This window comes from Psychromonas sp. KJ10-5 (assembly GCF_055808325.1).
Genome location: NZ_CM147864.1, coordinates 437,221 through 458,547, shown reverse-complemented (window position 1 = coordinate 458,547; position 21,327 = coordinate 437,221). Strand labels below are relative to the sequence as shown.

General features: G+C 36.9%; 18 protein-coding genes. 5 read left to right on the top strand and 13 right to left on the bottom strand.

Features of this window, described 5'->3' with window-relative positions; genetic code table 11:
• Nucleotides 1-465: 465 nt before the first annotated feature.
• The 6 genes from cyoE to AC0L3W_RS02215 all read right to left on the bottom strand — a co-directional run bounded on the left by cyoE (nt 466) and on the right by AC0L3W_RS02215 (nt 5,897).
• Nucleotides 466-1,347 carry a heme o synthase gene (gene cyoE, locus AC0L3W_RS02240; protein WP_290038612.1) on the bottom strand — a complete coding sequence of 294 codons (882 nt, stop codon included), beginning with the start codon at nt 1,345-1,347 and terminating at the stop codon, nt 466-468.
• A 34-nt stretch (nt 1,348-1,381) separates the two neighbouring features.
• Nucleotides 1,382-1,708, bottom strand: coding sequence for a cytochrome o ubiquinol oxidase subunit IV (cyoD, locus tag AC0L3W_RS02235; RefSeq protein WP_290038614.1), 327 nt, complete (start codon nt 1,706-1,708; stop codon nt 1,382-1,384).
• The gene (gene cyoC, locus AC0L3W_RS02230) at nt 1,708-2,343 is read right to left on the bottom strand and encodes a cytochrome o ubiquinol oxidase subunit III (protein WP_290038615.1); all 636 of its coding nucleotides are present in this window, start codon (nt 2,341-2,343) and stop codon (nt 1,708-1,710) included. Before cyoC ends, cyoD begins: the two co-directional genes overlap by 1 nt.
• Nucleotides 2,340-4,328 (bottom strand): cytochrome o ubiquinol oxidase subunit I, encoded by a 1,989-nt coding sequence (cyoB, locus tag AC0L3W_RS02225; protein WP_409439778.1) that lies wholly within the window; start codon nt 4,326-4,328, stop codon nt 2,340-2,342. The genes cyoC and cyoB overlap by 4 nt, the downstream gene beginning before the upstream one ends.
• A gap of 2 nt (nt 4,329-4,330) precedes the next feature.
• The gene (gene cyoA, locus AC0L3W_RS02220; RefSeq protein WP_290038619.1) at nt 4,331-5,299 is read right to left on the bottom strand and encodes a ubiquinol oxidase subunit II; all 969 of its coding nucleotides are present in this window, start codon (nt 5,297-5,299) and stop codon (nt 4,331-4,333) included.
• Between the two features lie 316 nt (nt 5,300-5,615).
• Nucleotides 5,616-5,897, bottom strand: coding sequence for a hypothetical protein (locus AC0L3W_RS02215; protein ID WP_290038620.1), 282 nt, complete (start codon nt 5,895-5,897; stop codon nt 5,616-5,618).
• A 556-nt stretch (nt 5,898-6,453) separates the two neighbouring features.
• Between AC0L3W_RS02215 and ylqF the strand changes: the two genes are divergently transcribed.
• The gene (gene ylqF, locus AC0L3W_RS02210; protein ID WP_409439779.1) at nt 6,454-7,395 is read left to right on the top strand and encodes a ribosome biogenesis GTPase YlqF; all 942 of its coding nucleotides are present in this window, start codon (nt 6,454-6,456) and stop codon (nt 7,393-7,395) included.
• 178 nt (nt 7,396-7,573) lie between these two features.
• Here the strand turns inward: ylqF and AC0L3W_RS02205 are convergent, their stop codons facing one another.
• Nucleotides 7,574-9,058 carry a peptidoglycan-binding domain-containing protein gene (locus AC0L3W_RS02205; RefSeq protein ID WP_290038622.1) on the bottom strand — a complete coding sequence of 495 codons (1,485 nt, stop codon included), beginning with the start codon at nt 9,056-9,058 and terminating at the stop codon, nt 7,574-7,576.
• Nucleotides 9,059-9,175: 117 nt separating this feature from the next.
• On the opposite strand from AC0L3W_RS02205, the gene AC0L3W_RS02200 reads away from it, so the two are divergent.
• Together AC0L3W_RS02200 and AC0L3W_RS02195 are read left to right on the top strand one after the other, a co-directional pair.
• On the top strand, nt 9,176-9,685 hold the full coding sequence (locus AC0L3W_RS02200; RefSeq protein ID WP_290038623.1) for an OmpA family protein: 510 nt from the start codon (nt 9,176-9,178) through the stop codon (nt 9,683-9,685).
• A gap of 277 nt (nt 9,686-9,962) precedes the next feature.
• The gene (locus tag AC0L3W_RS02195; protein ID WP_409439780.1) at nt 9,963-12,359 is read left to right on the top strand and encodes a diguanylate cyclase; all 2,397 of its coding nucleotides are present in this window, start codon (nt 9,963-9,965) and stop codon (nt 12,357-12,359) included.
• Between the two features lie 46 nt (nt 12,360-12,405).
• Here the strand turns inward: AC0L3W_RS02195 and AC0L3W_RS02190 are convergent, their stop codons facing one another.
• Complete coding sequence (locus AC0L3W_RS02190) at nt 12,406-12,705, bottom strand: hypothetical protein (RefSeq protein WP_409439781.1); 300 nt, start codon at nt 12,703-12,705, stop codon at nt 12,406-12,408.
• A 286-nt stretch (nt 12,706-12,991) separates the two neighbouring features.
• Nucleotides 12,992-14,950 (bottom strand): DNA topoisomerase III, encoded by a 1,959-nt coding sequence (locus tag AC0L3W_RS02185; RefSeq protein ID WP_473575048.1) that lies wholly within the window; start codon nt 14,948-14,950, stop codon nt 12,992-12,994.
• Between the two features lie 284 nt (nt 14,951-15,234).
• Between AC0L3W_RS02185 and AC0L3W_RS02180 the strand changes: the two genes are divergently transcribed.
• Nucleotides 15,235-15,816, top strand: a complete 582-nt coding sequence (locus AC0L3W_RS02180) for a hypothetical protein (protein ID WP_409439782.1) — start codon at nt 15,235-15,237, stop codon at nt 15,814-15,816.
• A gap of 80 nt (nt 15,817-15,896) precedes the next feature.
• Here the strand turns inward: AC0L3W_RS02180 and AC0L3W_RS02175 are convergent, their stop codons facing one another.
• The 3 genes from AC0L3W_RS02175 to AC0L3W_RS02165 form a co-directional block, all read right to left on the bottom strand.
• Nucleotides 15,897-16,247 (bottom strand): DUF1294 domain-containing protein, encoded by a 351-nt coding sequence (locus AC0L3W_RS02175; RefSeq protein WP_290038627.1) that lies wholly within the window; start codon nt 16,245-16,247, stop codon nt 15,897-15,899.
• A gap of 2 nt (nt 16,248-16,249) precedes the next feature.
• The gene (locus AC0L3W_RS02170) at nt 16,250-16,777 is read right to left on the bottom strand and encodes an NADPH-dependent FMN reductase (RefSeq protein ID WP_409439783.1); all 528 of its coding nucleotides are present in this window, start codon (nt 16,775-16,777) and stop codon (nt 16,250-16,252) included.
• A 413-nt stretch (nt 16,778-17,190) separates the two neighbouring features.
• Nucleotides 17,191-17,427, bottom strand: coding sequence for a PA3496 family putative envelope integrity protein (locus tag AC0L3W_RS02165; RefSeq protein ID WP_290038629.1), 237 nt, complete (start codon nt 17,425-17,427; stop codon nt 17,191-17,193).
• 354 nt (nt 17,428-17,781) lie between these two features.
• Here AC0L3W_RS02165 and AC0L3W_RS02160 point away from each other — a divergent pair, with 354 nt between their 5' ends.
• Complete coding sequence (locus AC0L3W_RS02160) at nt 17,782-18,834, top strand: aldo/keto reductase (protein WP_409439784.1); 1,053 nt, start codon at nt 17,782-17,784, stop codon at nt 18,832-18,834.
• A 57-nt stretch (nt 18,835-18,891) separates the two neighbouring features.
• Here the strand turns inward: AC0L3W_RS02160 and AC0L3W_RS02155 are convergent, their stop codons facing one another.
• Nucleotides 18,892-21,306 carry a DNA polymerase II gene (locus AC0L3W_RS02155; RefSeq protein ID WP_409439785.1) on the bottom strand — a complete coding sequence of 805 codons (2,415 nt, stop codon included), beginning with the start codon at nt 21,304-21,306 and terminating at the stop codon, nt 18,892-18,894.
• Nucleotides 21,307-21,327: the final 21 nt, after the last annotated feature.

Here is a 21,327-nt window from a genome sequence, read left to right as displayed (position 1 = left end):
CTCATTTTTAGAAATAACTTGTTAACAAAAAATTTAGTTATATTTAAACCTTTTTTAAATACCGCAGAAAACCAAATAAGCAATAAACCTATTTATAAATAGTCACTGATTATCACGATACAAAAGTAAGTTGATACTAACTATATTAACTAAATAATTTAAGTTTTGCGTGGTAAAAATGACTTAGTTTAAGGCGTAATTTTAGCCTTCAAAATTAACTGCGTTAATAATCTATCGGAGAATTAACGAAAGAATATTAATTCTTTAATAGTTGCTCTATGTACGAAAGCGACAACGAAAAATAAGTTACTTTAACAAGTAAAACAACTTAGTTAACCAGTGTTATTAGTACAGCGTTGATGACCAATTAGCCGTTGCTTAACAACTTCTTACGAAACTTTTCGAAGACAAAAAAAAGCCTTGGGTATTCACCCAAGGCTTTTTATATCTTATAGCGTGATTTGCTTAAAAGTTAATAACTTGCGGTGCAATACTTTGGTAATCCAATGCCATTGCAATACTTAATGCGGTGATATTAACAATTGAGAATGCAAATACTCTACGTGCCCAACCGACGATGTCAACATCACGGCGATAACCACGTAGGGCCATTATCAACCACCAAAAACTTGTCGTACAAGCAACGGCCATAAAGGCTAACCCCGTAAAACCAGCAATCGGTAGTAACATGACAACTAATGCATATATTGCAATATAAATCACAATACGCTGCTTCGCTTTATCAATGCCATGCGATACCGGTAATACTGGAATATTAGCAGCTTGATAGTCTTTAAAGCGGAAAATAGCAATGGCGTAAGAGTGAGGCATTTGCCACAAACTAAACATCACTAATAAGATCACCGCTCCCATATCAAACTGACCAGTTACTGCACAGTAACCAACAACAGGAGGCACTGCACCAGATAGACTACCAACAAAGGTGCCATATACTGATTTACGTTTCATATATAAGCTGTAAACAACTACATAGATGAAGTAACCAAATAGACCAAATAATACTGCCACAGGAGTGGTATAAGCGATTAATAGACCAAAACCTATAATCCCTAATACTACTCCGTGAGATAACGCACTGAATGCAGACATTTCGCCGGTGACAGTGACTCGTTTACGAGTACGTGCCATCACCACATCTATATCCCTATCAATCACGTTATTGATTGCACAACCCGATGCTATGATCAGTGATAAACCAATTAACGTGGCACACATTAACCATAGGTCGACATCACCACGAGAAGCAAGTAGAAAACCACCTGCTCCACTGATGAAGTTACCCATGATAATGCCAGGTTTAGTTACACTTAGATAACGACGAAACATCTCTAACCTCTTTCTTGAAAATGCACTAGTTAAACTAGTGCATCATCATTGCGTTTGATTCGTAAATAATCCAAACAGACAAACCTACTACCATGACAATAATGAGCGCACTGAATAGGAATGAGAAGGTATTTGCACGACCATCTTCGGTAACAAAATTTAGGTGTAAGAAGTATTTTAAGTGCACCCAGATTTGAATAATCGCTAATGTAACGATTGACCAAATCGTAGTGGCTTTAGAAAAGTCACCACCCATTACCATATAAAATGGAATCGCAGTTAAAATAACCGATAGTACGAAGCCAATTAGGTAACTTTTAACTGTACCGTGCGATTCATCATGATGTGTATCTTGACTCATTACATTGCCCCCATTAAGTAAACAACGGTAAATACGCAAATCCAAACGATGTCTAGGAAGTGCCAGAATAAGCTTAGGCAGCTTAAACGTGTTACTGTCGCTTTACCTAAGCCACGACGAACCACTTCTATCATCATGATTGTCATCCAGATCAAACCAGCTGTTACATGTAAACCGTGTAAACCAACTAATGCAAAGAATGAACTTAAGAAAGCACTATGTTGCGGGCCATGACCGTTAACGATCAAGTGATGGAATTCATAGATTTCCATACCGATGAACACCGCACCTAAACAGAACGTAACTAACAACCACGCTAATGTTAATGCTTTCTTTTGGCCTTGCGCTGCAATCATTGCAAAACCAAAAGTGATACTACTCAATAATAATGCTGCTGTTTCCACAGCAACAAAATCTAGTTCAAAAATGTCTTTACCTGACACGCCACCTGCTGTGTTCATAAACAACACAGCGTAAGTAGCAAAGAATGAGGCAAATAATAGACAATCCGTCATTAGGTATAACCAAAAACCAAATACGGTATCACCTGACGTGTCATGATGATCGTGATGATCATCATGTGTTGATACAGCATCTACGTTAGTAGATGCTAAATCTGCTGAAAGTGTACTCATGCTTTAACTCCTTCACGGCCACTTAAATTAAATGCTTGCTCAGTTTCGAGAATCTCATCAGGTTGTACGTAGTAATCAACATCGTTGCAGTAACAACGCTTAATAAATACTGCGATAGCACCAATTAGACCTGCACCTGCTAACCACCAGATATGCCAAACCATTGCAAAACAGAAGATAGTTAATGCTGCACCCATTAGGACACCTGCAGAGGTATTCTTAGGCATATGAATCGGGCTGTAGCTAGACTTGGTAATGTAAGCTTGACCTTTTTCTTTCATATCTGTCCATGCATCAATATCATCAACGTGTGGAATAACAGCAAAGTTATACGCTTGTGGTGGTGACGCAGTCGCCCACTCAAGTGTATGACCGTTCCATGGATCACCTGTTTCATCATCAAGTGCTTCACGGTCTCTAAAGCTCACGTATAATTGAATCACTTGTGCAATGATACCGAACATAATAATGATCGCACCTACTGCTGCTAGGTATAGCCAGAAGTTCCATTCAGGCGTATTAGTATGATTTAGACGTCGAGTCATACCTAGGAAACCTAGTACGTATAACGGCATAAATGCAACGAAGAAACCAACGATCCAGCACCAGAAAGATACCTTACCCCACTTCTCATTAAGCTTGAAGCCCATTGCTTTAGGGAACCAGAAAGCAAAACCAGCTAGGTAACCAAATACTGCACCACCGATAATTGTGTTATGGAAGTGAGCAATTAGGAATAAGCTGTTATGTAATACATAGTCAGCGCCAGGAATTGCTAATAGTACGCCTGTCATACCACCGATAGTAAAGGTCACCATGAAACCAAGTGTCCATAATACTGGTACTGTGATACGTAAACGTCCGCGGTAAATAGTGAATAACCAGTTAAATAGTTTCACACCAGTTGGAACCGCAATGATCATGGTCATTACACCAAAGAAGGCATTTACATTAGCACTTGATCCCATCGTAAAGAAGTGATGTAACCAAACGATGAAGCCTAAAATAGAAATTGCACCACTCGCGTAAATCATCGATTTGTAACCAAATAGACGTTTACCCGTAAATGTAGAAATAATTTCTGAGAATATACCAAATGCCGGTAAAACTAGAATGTATACTTCAGGATGACCCCATGCCCAGAACAGGTTGATGTACATCATTGAATTACCACCAAGATCGTTGGTGAAGAAGTGGAAATCCATGTAACGGTCAAGTGTTAACATTGCCAATACAGCAGTTAAGATTGGGAATGAAGCTGCAATTAGAATGTTAGCCCAAGTACAAGTCCAAGTGAAAATAGGCATTTTCATTAGAGTCATACCAGGAGCACGCATTTTGAATACCGTTACTAGGAAGTTAACAGAAGTTAACAGTGTACCCAGTCCCGATATCTGTAAGGCCCAAATATAATAATCGACCCCCACCCCAGGGCTAAAGGTCAACTCCGATAACGGAGGATAAGCTACCCAACCAGTCTTAGCGAACTCACCAAATACAAGTGAAATATTCATTAAGATCGCGCCGCTGGCAGTTAACCAGAAACTTAGGTTGTTTAAGAAAGGAAATGCTACATCACGCGCACCGATCTGTAATGGCAAGATAATGTTCATTAGACCAACCATGAATGGCATTGCCATAAAGATGATCATAATGACACCATGTGCCGTAAAGATTTGGTCGTAATGTTCTGGTGGTAAGTAACCAGGAGAACCATTAGTAGCAAGTGCTAATTGTGAACGCATCAGAATTGCATCACTGAAACCACGGAATAACATGATTAATGCAAGAATGATGTACATGACACCTAGACGTTTGTGATCAACCGAAGTGATCCAGCCGTGCCATAGCACGCCCCATTTTTTATATTTTGTGATAAGCCCTAATAAAATAAGGCCCCCTAGTGCAATACCAATCATGGTCACCACAAGAATGGGATCATGTAGTGGAATTGCATCTAAAGTAATTTTGCCTAAAAACGACATGATTATTCCTCGCCTTGGGTGTGAGATGAATGCGCTGAATGCTCAGAGTGCTCTGAGTGTCCTGAATGATCTGCATGTTCATCCATTTTATGATCCATGCCTTTCATTTCAGAAATGTCAGACTTACCAGACATATGCACCATGAATTTCATGATGATTGTATGGAATAAGTTGTCTTCAACATTACCGTAATATGTTACAGGATGATTTTCAGTAGGTTCAGCTAACTGGTAATAAGCATCTTTAGTTAACGTATTACCCTGTGCTTTAACATTACTTACCCAATCATCAAAACCAGCTTGGGTAGGTGTTGCAATCGCGTTGAATTTCATTCCAGAGAAGCCTGCACCACTATAGTTCGCAGAAATACCTTTAAACGTACCAGGTTCATTAGCAATCAAATGCAATTTAGTTTGCATACCAGCCATTGAATAAATTTGGCTACCTAGTTGTGGAATGAAGAAAGAATTCATCGTGCTTTCAGAAGTGATCTTAAACTCAACAGGCACATTAGTCGGGAATACCAATTCATTTACCGTAGCAATGCCTTGCTCAGGATAAATAAATAACCATTTCCAGTTTAGTGACACCACTTCAACAGTGATATGTTCACCTTTACCTTCAAGGGGCTTATAAGGGTCTAAACGATGCGTAGACTCCCAAGTAATTACACCTAAAATAATAACAATTATGATAGGCACAGCCCAAACGACAGCTTCAATCTTGGTAGAGTGAGCCCATTTCGGTGCGTATATTTCGTGAGTTTGAGTGTCTCTATATTTCCATGCAAAATATAAAGTCATTACGATGACGGGAATAACAACGAGCAACATAAGAACAGTTGCTATGATGATTAGATTTTTCTCATCATAGCCAATCTGTCCTTTTGGATCGAGTACTCCGCCTTTACAGCCTGACAAAGTCAAGACTATGCTAGCTAAAGCTATATTACAAAGGTTGCGAATTAACAATGGACCATCCTACTAATACCAATCCGTGTAACTATCCATGAAAGTGACTAGTAAAAATAAGTGAAAAGGTTGAATTTTTCACACACTTTTATTACCTACTTTGACACATATTAATTAAACGTCTTGCTATAACCTAAAGTTAAAAGATGCTGTATTAACTAAACTAAGAAATACAACAGTATAAGATTATTCTCAAATGGGTTTTCATCTCTGATAGAAAACATTAATGAAAACAATAAGAGAAAAGTAACTAAATCGACTAAATAAAAAACAACCACAAAAAATAAAAAAACATTATTTGCAGCGACAATTTAATCTATACCTGAGGCGGCGCACGACAGCCACGGGTATTAGTCACAATAAAGGTATGTGATGCTTCACAAAAAATTATAGCAGCTTTTTGTAAAACAACAGCAGTTCGACGGATAGGAAAGAAGTATAAGATTAACCAACATAAGCCGACTATTAAGTGGTTAGACATTAGAGGGCTAGTGAAATAACCTAAAGCATTGACTAAAAAAGTTTCAGAAAATGCAACTTTCGCCATCAAACTACCTATTTCATTTTTTCCTTCGATAACACCCTGAAAAAGTACCATCGTATTCAAAAATAAAATAACCAATATTGAGAGTACGTTTCGTTTCATAAAAAAGTTTCGCGCACACGAAAAAAATCTACAGATAATAGACAATAATTCCGTTTGCTGACAATACTGTAAACTCAAAGGTATAACCTTATATGCTTTATGAACGAACTGGAAAGAAATGACTACTGTACTTTTACGTTATTTATTATGATTTAAGTCAAAAAAACAACTGTAGCCATTAAATTTTCGCAAGTATATCAAAGTCACCCTAGTCAACAAGTAGAAAACAGCTTTAGTACAAAATTAATTGTTAAATATTGAGATCATAAGCTGACAACATATTGATCAACAATTTGATTAACTATTTACTTGATAGTAACCAATATAACCATTCTACGTATTTTCTCCCGTTAACAACTGATAAGTGTTAAAATTCATTGATTACTGTTAACTTTTCATAATAGTTGAATCATCTTACGTTTTAATCGTTTTTTATAACGTAATTATGGCTATCATGATGCTCAAGAAAACAATTTAAACCAGTACATTTTAGAAGGCTACAACATACATGAGTAAAGCAAATATCCAGTGGTTTCCAGGGCACATGCACAAAGCACACAAGCAAATTAAGGAAGTATTGCCACAGGTAGATATCATCATTGAAGTAGTAGATGCTCGCATTCCTTACAGCAGTGAAAACCCATTAATTGGCGCTATTCGTGAAAAAACACCTTGTATTAAAGTATTAAACAAAGCTGACCTTGCCGATCCTGCTATCACTCAGAAATGGATTGAGTATTTGGAGCAAGATCAAGATATTAAAGCAATTGCTATTACAACCAGTAAACCTGAGCAAGTACATCAAATTACAAAGCTATGTGAGCAAATGTTACCGCACCGCCTCGGCCAAGATAAACAGATTCGCGCAATGATCATGGGTATCCCAAATGTTGGGAAATCGACTATCATTAATATTCTCGCAGATAGAATTATCGCTAAAACAGGTAATGAGCCAGCAGTAACTAAAAATCAACAACGTATTCGTTTACCAAGCGGTATTATGCTTTCTGATACACCAGGTTTTTTATGGCCTAAAATTGAAAATGCAAATTCAGGCTATCGCTTAGCGGTAACAGGCGCAATTAAAGATACAGCAATAGAATATGAAGATATTGCTTACTACGCAGCAGAATACCTTATTGAGCATTACTTACCGCGTTTGCAACAACGTTACGAATTTGATGACGTTCCGCAGTCTGACCATGAACTAATGGAGCTAATTGCCAAACGTCGTGGAGCTTTACGTGCAGGTGGACACTTCGACATTTACAAAGTATCGACAATATTATTGAATGAGCTTCGTTCTGGCGCGCTAGGACCACTAAGTATTGAAACGCCTGAAATGGCCGCAATAGAAAAAGTAGAAGTCGCTGAGTTGATGGCGTTACAAGCAGAAAATAAAATAGAAAAGAAAAAATCACGAAGACGTAAATACAACAAAAGGAAATAACTCTTCTTCGAGTTGATAACTACCATTCAAAGATTATAGCACCACCGAATAGAAGCTATTTGTTATCCCTCATTACAATAATTACTCTATTTCAATCTACACTTCTAACATTAAAGCATAAAAAAACCCACTTCAATGAAGTGGGTTATTAGGTATTACTTAATAAAGAGCTAAAGAATTATTGAACACCTAGTTTCTCTAGTGTCTCTAATGTTAACGCACCTTTATTTAAGTTTTGATCTTCTTGGTATGCATTAACTGCGGCTTTAGTTTCTGCACCGTAAACACCATCAATTTGTGTGATGCTGTAATCTTTCTTTTGTAGTGCAAGCTGCAATTTAGAAACAACATCTTCTGTTGTATTTGTTTCACATAAAATTTCTTGCCATTTTAAGTAAGGTTCTGCAGTTTTAACGCTAGTATCGTAAGTTTCGTATACCGCAGGGATAGAGATTTTAGTCTCTTTAGCAGGTACATCTAACTCACGTGTTTTAACCATCTTACAAATTGCTGGGATTTTCACTTCTTCAGTCGCTGCAGGAGTATCTAAAACATTACTTGTTACTAATTCATAAACTGCAGGTGTAACAACTTCTTTAGTTGTTGCTGGCGTCACTAACTCTTGTTTAGTAACCGTTTCGTAAATAGCTGGCGTTACCACTTGTTTTGTTGTTGCTGCAGTCACTAATTCTTGTTTAGTCACAGTCTCGAATACAGCAGGTGTCTTCACTTCTTTAGAACTTGGCGCTTTGTCCAGTGCTCTTGTTTTAACTGTTTTGTAAACAGCTGGTGTCTTCACTTCTTTTGTATAAGCATCTTGATCTAATACCTTAGTTGTCACTGTTTTGTATACTGCAGGTACTTCAACTAAACATAGAATCTCGCCAGTAGCATGGTCAACTTTTTCAATTTCACCACGACCTTTTTTCCATTCTGTGTGTGCTGGAGAAACAAGTACTTGCTCAGATTGCATTTTGTAAGTAGCAGGTATAGTGACAAGCTCAATTTTCTCAGGCTCAACCATAATGCTTTCGCTGATTGTTTTGTAAGTAGCAGGCACTGCAACAAGTTCAGTTTTCTCAGGCTGAACCATAACACTTTGCGTCACTGTTTTATAAACCGCAGGGACTGCAACCAATTCAGTTTTCTCAGGTTCAACCATCACACTTTCTGTTACTGTTTTATAAACAGCTGGTACCGGTACTAATTCAATTTTTTCTGGTTCAACCATAATGTTTTCAGTCACACTTTTATAAGTGGCTGGAACAGGAATAAGTTTAGAGCTTGCTTGTCTAATTGTTACCTTCTTTTCAACTACTTTATAAGTAGCTGGAGTAATTTCAATTTTAGACTGTGCTTCTTTAATTAAACGCTGTACTGGATCTGTACGATATTGTGCAGGTACTAGTACTTTAGCGTAACAGTGACCTAATTCTGCATTGGGTGGAATAAGAGAGTTCGCAACAGACGCTTTGTCACTAGCACCAGGTGTTGCGTTTAAAGCGGCAAGAGCATTGTTTTTCTCTTGAAGTTCTTGATTTAGCTTCTCAATTTGTTGATCTTTCTTTGCTAAATCCTCATTTGAAGAATCTGATACTGAACACCCTGTTGCAGTAAGCAGAACCGAAGCTGCGATAGCTGTCATTTTAAAGTTAATTTTCATTGCTTTTCCCTTTCGTTGAATATGACAAGCACTTTATCACAAAAATAACTTTTATTTAGCTATTTAATTGCTAGTTCGTGATATAGTTCATTTATAAATTTAAAAAGGAGTTTAATTTTGAAAACATTAAAAATATTATTTACATCTTCGGTTCTTAGTTTAGCACTTGCTGGTAATATTTATGCACAAGACGGCGGAAAGGATTGTCCCGATTGCATTATGGTACCTGATTTAAATGTTGAGTTTAAAAATGATTCGACTGTTTATATGAATGATGCTGAAAAAAAGGAAATCGCTGAATTCGCTACTTTCTTAAAAGAAACAGACTTATACGCAGTCATCGAAGGCCACACTAGTAAATTTGCAACGGCTACTTATAATCTACAACTATCTTCAGATCGAGCAGTTAAAATAAGAGCTGAGTTAATTAAATTAGGTGTTAAACCTGCGCAAGTCAAAGCGATTGGATTTGGTGAAAGCTCACCACTATACGATAACAATACAGAGATTGGCGCACAAAAGAACCGTCGTGTTATAGCTGAAGTATTTAATGATGCAGTTGAGCTAGCTGAGTATGTTTCATCTGAAAGAAGTCGTATTTCAGAAATCAAATACAAAGAACAATAAGCCTTTATTTATCGTTCTTTACAATCATCAATAGCACTCTACTGCTATCAATATAACCACTGCTATTTTGCAGTGGTTATATTTCCTCTATATTTTGTATTACAAACCCTCATCAAATTCAACTACATCAAATAATTATTCATTTTAACCTATAAAAATATGATTATTTATTCATTTTATCTCCAAAAATAAATATTGCTTTGAAGATGTCTGCTATAATTAGCTTTTAGAGATGTATTATGTGTATGTAGAGTCAAAGATTAAAAGGAATTAATGAGTGTTTAAAAATATAAAGATATTCATGTTCTTTTTTATACTTTTTAGCCACTTCTCAATTGCAGAAGAGTTAAAACAAGTAACATTAAAAACATCGTGGTATGAACAGTTTCAGTTTGCCGGATATTACATGGCAAAAGAAAAAGGATTCTACAGGCAAGAAGGACTGTCTGTCTCTATAAAACCGTTCTCAATAGAAAGCCAGTCAGATACTGTCCAACAAATTATTAATGGTGAGATTAACTTTGCCGTTGGTAAAGAAAACCTCATTTTAGAAAAAGCAAAACACAAACAAATCGTAGTGCTGTTTGCCTTATTTCAATCAAGTCCTTTGACATTAATCACCACTAAAGCTTCTAATATTAATACCTTTGCTGATTTTAATGGAAAGAAGATCATGACCAGTGTTGCAGATGCCAAACAAGTGTCTATAAAGGCAATGCTAAATGCAAACCATGTGCAATTAACTGACTTAAAACAAATTACTCATTCGCACAATATTGAAGATTTAATCAATAAAAAAACTGATATTATTTCAGCGTATATTTCTAAAGCGCCCTACGATCTACAACAGAAAGGGGTCGACTTTAATATTTTTTCCCCACAATACGATGGTTTTGATTTATATAGTGACTTCCTGTACACCAGCGAGCACTTTATAGCCGAAGATATCTCAGCCACAAAAGCCTTTAGAAAAGCATCTCTAAGGGGGTGGGAGTATGCATTCTCTCACATTGATGAAGCTGTTCAAATCATACTTGATAAATACAATGAACAAAATCTAACTAAAGAAGCCCTCACCTTTGAAGCGGTCGCATTAAAAAAATTAGCCTATCTGAATACAGCTAAAATCGGGGTTATTGATAAGACTAAAATACAAAAAAGCTTTGACCTATACAAAGTGTTAGGTATTAATGAAGGTAGTATTGATTATGATAAATTCATTTATGATGCAGAAACTCCTTACATATTTTTTAACTCTTCAGAGCAAGCATATTTAAAACAAAAGCAAAAAATAACCATGTGTGTTGACCCTAATTGGCTGCCCTTTGAAGGCCTTGACGGTAATGGCCAACACATAGGTACAAACAAGGCATTTATTGATATCTTTAGAGAGCAACTTCCTATCCCTCTTGAAATAATACCAACGGAGAATTGGTTGGAATCAATAGAATTAGCCAAGCAAAGAACCTGTGATCTACTTTCGTTAGCGGGTGAAACAGAGGAAAGAAAACAATACCTCAATTTTACAGATCCTTATTTAGTTTTCCCACGTGTTTTAGTAACTCAGCACCATATGCCTTTTGTTAATAATTTCAATTTATTAGCCAATAAAAGAATAGGTATGGTTAAAGGTTATGCACAACAAGATTTTATACGCCAAAACTACCCCAATATCATTGTAGTTGATGTTGATGATGTTCAAAGTGGTTTGAAAAAAGTTGCTGATGGAGAATTATATGGGTTTATTGATGGCTTAGATGCCGTGACCTATTTTTTACAAGAGCACTTTTTAGGACAACTAAAAGTCAGTGGCAAATTTGACCAAAAAAGGCAATTAGGTATAGGGGTTAGAAGTGATCAAGTACCGTTGCTCTCGATTATGAATAAGTTAATCCACAATCTATCGCAAGAAAAAATTGCACAAATAATGGATACCAGTGGTTCTATAAAGTATATAGAAAAGTTCGATTACAGATTACTCTGGTGGGGGCTAATTGTAACAATTTTGATTATCGCATCTTTCTTATACCGTCAGAGTCTTCTCAATAAACTAAATAAACGTTTAAACGTTCAAATAGAAGAAAAAACAAAAGCACTAAGAGAATTAAACGAAAGTTTAGAACGACAAATTAAAGAAAGAACAAAAAATATCGAACATTCAAAAGAGCTTTTACGTGATGTGGCTTATAAAGATAACCTAACAGATACCTTTAATCGTCACTATTTAATCGAGCAATCACGACTATTTTTCAAAACCTCTGATGAGCTTGATACTCCCCTTTCTATGTTATTAATTGACATTGATCACTTCAAAAAAGTAAATGACGATTTTGGACACATAACCGGCGATAAAATATTAAAATATTTTGTCACAATAACTCAAGAAGCATTAAGGGGGGATGATTTATTTGCACGTTATGGCGGTGAAGAGTTTGTTATTTTATTACCGAAAGCTGGATTAGATGAGAGTATCTCGGTAGCTGAAAAATTGCGTAAAAAAATAGAAACCAACCCTTACCTTTCACAAAGACTAAATTGCTTTATTAATATTACTATTAGTATTGGTGTCACTGAGTATCAGAAGGGTGACTCTCTGGAGCGTTTAGTTGAAAAAGCAGATAAAGCATTATACAACGCAAAAGAAAAAGGCAGAAATCAAGTGCAATCAAGCTAATACGGCTGGTGCACTGATTGACGATGAATCAGATAAAAACGAATAATTAAGCGGCTAGCGATAATCTAGCTTCCAAAAAGTCTTCAACAGACTCCCAAATAGCAATGCTAGCAAACTCTAAAATATTAAAAACTAGCCAACAATATGGATCATGCTCATACCACCTTAATCGAGCGGAATCTAAACGGAATTCATTCGCCTTTTCATCACTTAATAAACTAGGCTCTTCCTGTTCAACCAAATGAATAATCGCTTTTAAAATAGGCTCACGTACTTGAGGCTCCATCTCTTTAAATTGATCTAGCCCTTTACCAAGTTGTGGGCGTTTATCATACCATCTACTCATAAACTCTACTTCTTTAGAACAATTGAGGTATTCAACCTTTAATCAAAAAAGTCAAACAGAAATAACCTGCAAAGATGTAAAGTTCATTAATAATTCACATACACCAATCTACAGCAAAAAGATATTACACTAATGGGTAATAAATTAACATTAATTAACTGGGTTTAAGTGCTTTATAATTGATCAATTATTTGGGTAAACCTGATTTATGTGAGGTGTAGATACGCTACTTGGACCACGTTACCTATAGTAAGCAGTTTGCATTAGTCATATCGAAAATGTCTTATTATTTACGCGAAGCAGCTTTGCCTTTTTTATAATTATTTTTTGTATAAGCAGTATTTTTAGTCGGCCGTCCTGCTCGTTTTCTAAAGGTTTTTTTAGTGCTTACTGAGCTACTAGGTAGATTAACCAAAGCTTGTGGACCATCTGCAATTGCTTTATGAATAACCCCTTCAAGTTGCTCTTGAAGTGGTAAAACAAACCCCTGATAAGTTTGCTGCTTGAGACTTATCGCATTCAACTGCATTTCCCATAACGCGGTCATATCAGGCAACGTTAAACTATCTGGTAGGCTTTCAATTAACTTGCGCCCTACTTCTGTTGCTTGAATGGTTTTACCGACTCTTTGTAAAAACAGTTTTTTAAACAATAATTCAATAATGCCAGCCCTAGTCGCTTCCGTCCCTAAACCATCAGTGTCTTTTAATACTTTTTTAAAGTCAGGATCTTGTACAAACCGAGCAATATTACTCATTGCCGCAAGCAGTGTCGCATCAGTAAAATATGCTGGCGGCTGGGTGTTTTTATCAATAACTTCGCCACGTTCACAGTGTAAAACTTGCCCTTTAGTTAAATGAGGTAAAAAACTTTCAGCTTCCTTGTGTGGAAACAATATTTTCCAGCCATCACTTATTTTAGACTTTGCTTTACTAACAAACAGACCTTGGTTAATCTCGATTTCTGCAATGCATTCTGCATAATGATAATCATCATAAAATTGACATAGGTATTGGCGTACCACTAACTGGTAAATATTTTTGCTTAGATTGTCTAAAGTGCTAGTTAGTTTTTTTGTATCCGTTGGGATAATCGCGTGATGAGCATCAACTTTACTGTCATTCCAAGCTCTACCTTTGATTGATAAATTTACCCCTTGAACAGCCTGTTTCATCTCAGTATCGTTATGCATAATAGCTTGGCTGATAGTTTTAGCTTGCTTATGATGATTACGTGGTAAATAGCGTGAATCTGAACGCGGATAAGTAATAAGCTTGTAACGTTCATAAAGAGCTTGAGCAGCATCTAATACTTGTTGTGCGCTGTATCCAAAGCGCTTTGCTGCGTCAATTTGTAAGCTCGATAAATTATAGGGTAATGGCGCAATTTGCTTTTTTTGTTTATTCACAAAACTCAAGACCTTGGCTGGTTGATTTGTAATGCGATTTGCTACATTTTCAGCTAAGCCTCTCACTAGTACGCGACCTTCACTATCTTGATAAGGGGTACACGCTTCACTAGGCTGCCACTTTGCCGTAAAGTTTTCTCCAGCCCCTGTATTACAATGGGCTAAAACTTCATAAAAGGGTTTACTGACAAACTGCTGTATCTCACGGTCTCGTTTAGCCACCAAACCTAGTAATGGAGTTTGAACTCTCCCCACCGAAATAACGCCTTTATAGCCTGATTTTTGAGCTAATAAAGTGTAAGCACGAGTCAGGTTTAAACCGTATAACCAATCTGCACGGGTGCGTGCTAATGCTGAAGTTGATAATGGAATAAAGTCTTGATTTGAGCGTAATGATTGCAATGATCGTTTCACCGCATTAACCGTTAAATCACTGATCAAACACCGTTCAACTTGCTTTAGTTTAGCTCCTTTCACTCCACTAAAATGGATCACTTCATCTACTAATAACTGTCCTTCGCGATCAGGATCTCCGACATGTACCAGTTGATCGGCTTGTTTAATTAACTTCTTTAGCACACTCAGCTGCTTACTGGTTTTAGGAACGGACTTTAACTTCCACTGTTCAGGGATAATCGGAAGATGCTCAAACTTCCATTGTTTAAAGCTCGCATCATAAGCTTCAGGATCAACTTGTGTTAAAAGGTGTCCAATGCACCAGCTTACAACATCCCCATTACCGACGTAAATACACCCATCAGCTTTACGATGGGGTTTTGGTAAGGCATCAGCAACGGCTCTCCCTAGGCTTGGTTTTTCAGCAATATATAACTTCAACATGGACTCCAACTGTTTTTATAGACAGTATTTTATATAATAGAACAATTCAAGCTTTAACGCCCTATATTTGCAACTAAATTAACTGACAGTAGTCTATTTATGCAGATCAAATTAAAACGAATTTAGAAGAACATGACTATGAACATTAAGTCGCGTTACCTTAAAAATCAGTAATAAATAGGTATTGTCTCTTTGAGTCATTCAATAGAACTTTTAAAATATCATTTCGTATATACTAGTGAGCTCTTTGTTACTCACTAATAGCCTAATAGGAAATAATTATGAATCATTTATCTCTCTCTAAAGCGGCACTTTACGCCAGTACTTTATTATTTCTTAGTGCCTGTAATGATAATGAACAGGAGTTGCCTACTGAACCAACAGTGATAGAAGCACAGCAAGACACAATAACAGACAGCAGTGCTGCAAAACCGACATTGTTAGAAAGAGCCACTGCTGCGGCTTCTAAAGCTAAAGGCACTGTTGAAGATAGTTCATGGGATAACGTGACAAAATCCAGCGAAGAAATTTGGAATAAAAGCAAAAAAACTAGCCAAGAAGCACTCAATCTAAGCATTGAATCAGGTAAAGATGCTTGGCAAAAAAGCAAAGAAACTAGCTTAGAAGCATGGGAAGGCAGCAAAGAAAAAACACAATCTCTATGGCAAGATGGTAAAGAAACCAGCGAAGATTTATGGGAAAATGGCAAAACCTCTAGTGAATCTCTATGGAATGAGAGTAAGGAAAAAAGTCAGCAACTTTGGGATGAGAATAGTCAAAAGCTAAATGATTTATTTAATGATACTGAAGAGGAAGATGCATTCGATAAAGCAAATCAAGCTTTTGAAGCGGATGAAATCTAATTTGTGAAAACCAGCTTTTAAGAAGTCAGTTATCAAGTTTCAAAAGATCGTTGATTGTCTATAGCATTAACAGCTCACATTTAGCGGTTAATATAATAAATATAAGCCGCTGTACTAGCTACATTGAAAAATATCATTAGATAAAAATATCGGCGAAAGCTAACTTTAGTCGTTTTATGGTTAAATAACATTTGTCCCGCTAGGCTGCCAGGCCAACCAGAAAACAAAGCTAAGTAATGAAAGTGTTTCTCCGGTGTTCTTTGCCATTGTTTAATGGCAGCTAACTTATCCATCCCATAAAGAACCACACTTAATACATTAATCGCCGCCATAAAAAGCAGTGACCAACTTGGTAGCCACTGAATTGATTGAAAATAAAAGACGGCTAAAACATAAATAGTAGCCAGTAAAATAAATAGCAGTTTATGCACGATTAGTCGGTTAATTTAGCCACCAGCGAAATAAGTGCATTTTGCACTTTTTCATCGATCATTTTATTACTCACAATATCAAACACATCAAAAAAGTTAGGTACTGATAATGTGCCTTTCACATCTGCCGCAAAGTAAGAGGCAGAACCTGTTGCAGAAGCAAGTACAGATGCTGCTCCACTCGGACCCGGCGAGGTGGATAACATCAACATAGGTGTATCCTGATAGACCTTCATATCAATACGAGAAGTCCAATCAAACAGGTTTTTGTAAGCAGCCGTGTAAGAGCCATTATGCTCTGCAAATGAGATAATAATGACGTCTGCTTCAGTTATCTTTTCATAAAAGTCTAACGCTTGTTGGGGCTTTCCTAGTTTCACTTCACGCTGAATACTGTAAATTGGCATCTCATAATCATTTATATCAAGCAACTCGACTTCAGCATCAGAAATTAGGCTGGCAGTGTACGCTGCTAACTTTTGATTAATTGAATTTTCAGAATTACTCGCTGCAAATGCTAATACTTTCATATTAACTCCTTGTTATCTTGATGAAAATAAATCCCCCACTCAATAACTATACTACTTAAGCATTTTATTAGGATAAGAGCGGTAAATTCACTTATATTTCTAGATTAATACATACGCTTTAAAACGGCGTTATGCTAATGATTTTAATAATGTTAACCTTTAAAAACATCTTATCACCTTCGTCAATTATTATTCAACGACGAGAATCGATATCATTTTCCTTGTTAGCAAACTTTTCAAGCTACGTCACTTATATAAAACGCAAGTGAAGCCAAAAAATAGGCGAAAAAAAAAGGTTAATGTAAACATCAACCTTTTAGTGACAGAAAATATAAGCTATAAAAAAACTAGTATAGCTCTGTACTACCTTATAAAAACATAGAGAATTATTTCTCCACAAAGATAAAATATCTTTAGCTATCTAGGTAATCTAAATCGTCGTAATCATCACCTAACAACTCTTTTAAACGTTTTCTTTCTTTAATTTCTTCAATGCTACGGCGTACTTTGCCTCGTTTTCTATCGTTCATTAATGCTTGTTTCTTTTTCACTGAAGAGTTCTCTTCATCCCAATCATCTTCAGAAAAAAAGTCAACCATATCTTGTGTGTCGTCTTCAGTTTGTAGAGAGTTTCTATTACTATTTGCCATTTTAGTTCTCCAATCATGACAGTATTGCTGAGCCGATTACCGGCTTATATAACTACAAAAATTAATTTTTAAATTGTGTGGTATGGGTGACTTTATTCAACTTTAAATAAATAACCATACACTCTCTTTTTAACTCATTATTCGAAAAATTCAATATAAATATTCAAAATAAATTAACTAAAAATTTATTTATTAAAAAATATGCGATTAGTGCATTATTTTAATACAGTTTTAAGCACCAGCTCCCTAAGTGGTCGGACATATAAATAACATTGATTAATAACAGAGAATATACAATCCATGTATAAGCAGTTACATTAAGCACTTATTTATAAGACGATAAAAAGGGTGAATATGCAATTTTCAACTTTAGGTAGTAGCGGTGAGTCAGTTTCACGTATTTGTTTAGGCAGTATGACTTGGGGGTTACAAAACAACCAACAAGATGCAGACCAACAAATTGCTTATGCTTTAGCACAAAATATTAATTTTATTGATACCGCTGAGATGTATGCAGTGCCACCCTCTGCCGACACATACGGTAAGACAGAATCTATTATTGGTCATTATTTAAAAAATAACCCTAGTCAACGCCAAGACATCATTCTTGCGTCTAAAATTGCGGGTCCAGGATTACCTTGGGTAAGAGATGGTGGCCCCATTACTGGAGAAGCTGTTATCAGTGCTGTAGAGGCATCTTTAAAGCGTTTACAAACCGATTATATCGACCTTTATCAATTACATTGGCCAAACCGCCAATCGCCTCATTTTGGTCGCCATCAACCAAACCATTTCAAGTTTTCTGACAGTGATGCAACACAACAAACTGAATCCATGTTGGACGTATTACAAGGCTTAGAGAAGTGCGTAAAAGCTGGTAAAATTCGTCACTGTGGGTTATCTGATGATACACCATGGGGAATAAACACCTTTTTAAAGTTGAGTGAGCAACATAACTTGCCACGCATGGTATCGATTCAAAATGAGTTTAATTTATTACATGCCAAAGATTGGCCATACTTGATAGAGAATTGTGTGCATGAAGATATTGCTTATTTGCCTTGGTCACCTTTAGCAACAGGTATGCTAAGTGGAAAATACCTTGACGGGGCACGCCCTGAAGGTAGTCGTTGGACATTACAGCAACGCAATGGCTTATATCGTGATACAGAAAGCAGTAAACAAGCAATTAAAGCCTACCAAGAGATTGCAACAGCTAATGGCATCACCACCGCCCAGTTAGCGTTAAAATGGTGTGACCAAGTAGACGGTGTAACATCAACGATCATTGGTGCAACCACTATGAAGCAACTAAAAGAAAACATTGAAGCTTTTAAAGATCCGCTTTCTGAACAAGCATTGTCAGATATTAGTGAGATCATAAAGCTTTATCCAGCTCCGTATTAGCCAGTTATAGTTATTACGTTAGCCTTACTATCACAGTATGGCTAACTCAAACTCCCATTAAAATAATGACATTTGGTCTGACGTTATTAAGTTAAAATCCTTCCCTAATACCGGTAAAATAGCTTCTGCAATTGGTTTTAATTGTTTATCAATGTATTGCTGATAATCAATATCTGAATGTAGGTATTCCTGTGGTTCAGGACCATTAACTGTCAGTAAATACCCAATTCTGCCTCGTTGCTGATAACGCAATGGCAACCCCAATGCGGCGTTTTGCTGATCTGCTAAACGTGCAGCTTTAACTTGTGGAGGCACATTCTTAACATAATCAGCTAAGGGCCGACGTAAACGTTTATGGTAGACCAACTTATCATCTAATTGACCTTGCTTGAGTTGCTCAATAGTCTCCATGATATAAGCTTCTACCGGCTGCTCTGAAAATATTTTTTTATAAAGCGTCTTCTGAAAGTTTTGCGCTAATTCAGTCCAATCCGAGCGAACCGTTTCTAGCCCTTTAAACACTATCTCTTCGCCCTTATCGGTCATAGTTAAACCTGCATAACGTTTTTTAGATCCCGTATCTTGGCCACGTAAAGTAGGCATAAAAAATTTCGAAAAAGCAGTTTCAAACTCAATCTCTAAGAAACAATCTAAATCGAACTCTTCGCGTAGCCTAGCTTCCCAATATTGGTTAATATCAGTCGCTAATTGCTTCCCAATCTCCATCGCTTGCTGCTGATCAGTACAATTTTTTAAATAAACAAATGTAGAATCTGTATCTCCATAAATAACCTGCTGCCCCTGCGCTTCAATGAATTGAGCCGTATCTTGCATTATTTGATGACCACGTAACGTGATCGAACTCGCTAAACGGGTATCATGAAAACGACAACCGGCAGAGCCTAATACACCATACATACTATTCATAATAATCTTAATAGCATGTTGAAAGGCATGGTTTTTCTCTTTTTTAGCCTGCTCACGCGCAGCAGTTAAGGTGTTGATAATTTTAGGCAAATGATGTGCTGTTCGACTAAATCTAGCCCCCCTAAAACCCGGAATAGTGTCATTTTCAGGTGCTAATAATCCTTCTACCATCCCTAGTGGATCTATTTTAAAACTCCGCATGATATTAGGGTACAGAGACTTAAAGTCTAAAACTAATACCCATTGATATAACCCAGGCACCGAGTCCATCACAAAGCCACCCGGTGAGTGTTGTGCTTGTACATCCCCTAAGTTAGGTGCAATGTAACCACTGCGGTGTAATAACGGTAAATACAGGTTAATAAATGCGGCAACTGATGCACCACGTCTATCTAAAGCAAGTCCCGTCAAACGTGCTCGTTGAATGGTATATTCAGCGAGTTGTTTATGTTCAAAAATACGCTCTACTAGCAAACAATCTTGTAGGTTGTAACGTGCTAATGTTAAGGGTTCTTGTTCAAATTGACGCTTAATTTCGAGGCCTTTATCGCTATTATTAGCGATCAACTTCCCTTCCCCAAATAAACTTTGACTAACATACTCTAAACTATAGCTTTCAAAGTGTAGACTGGCATTCTTTAATGCATCTATACCGTCCAATACGACTCGACCATTTAAGATTACTGAGCCTGATTCAGGGTCATCTCTATGCGTTAACCACTTTAATGCACTTCCATCACGACCAATGGTTAAAGGGACATTCAATAACTGCGCCCTTTTGGCTAATAAACGCATATCAAAGTTGCCAACAGCCCAACCAATAATCGCATCAGGATCATATTGCTCAAACCAACGAATCAACGCCAATAATAATGCCCGTTCATCTTTAACCCAGCACACATTAATATCATCGGCAGCTTGAGGACGACCTATCATCAATACCGTATGATGTGCTTGCTGTGCTTCTCCTACATTACCCATACTTAAAGCGATGCTGTATAACTCACTGTGTGGGCTACACTCCACATCCAATGAAACCATGCTTAAATGGCTATTGGCTTCAATGACTTCAGCATTAGCTTCACTCGACACAGTCGCTTGCTGACAGGACCAATAAGATCCTAGCCAGTCGATTTGACCTGACACTTTCACAACACCATAGATAAAACGCTCCATTAAAAAACGATCGCTTAATTTAATATCTCCTTCATAGGTAGCAATACCTTGTTGCATTAAAGCGAGTTGGCACCACTTATGGAGTTGTTGCTTAGCAGTATAAATAGCACAGACTTTTTGCCCATTAAAGGTTTTAAGCTCAATGGGTCTAATAAAGTCTGGGAAGCAATTTTCTTGTTTCCAAAGCGCTTCAGCCTGTTCTAAATGGGCTTGTTCGATGAGAAAAACATAACGTTGTTGGGGAATAACAATACGGCATGGACCACGTTCAGTGCTTAACCAAAATATCAGGTTAACACCATTCGTAGTTTCGACTTGTTGACGAGATAAAATCAGGCCTGATAGGGAAGTAATAGAAGATTCGCTCATGACCTGCATATTATACTAAAT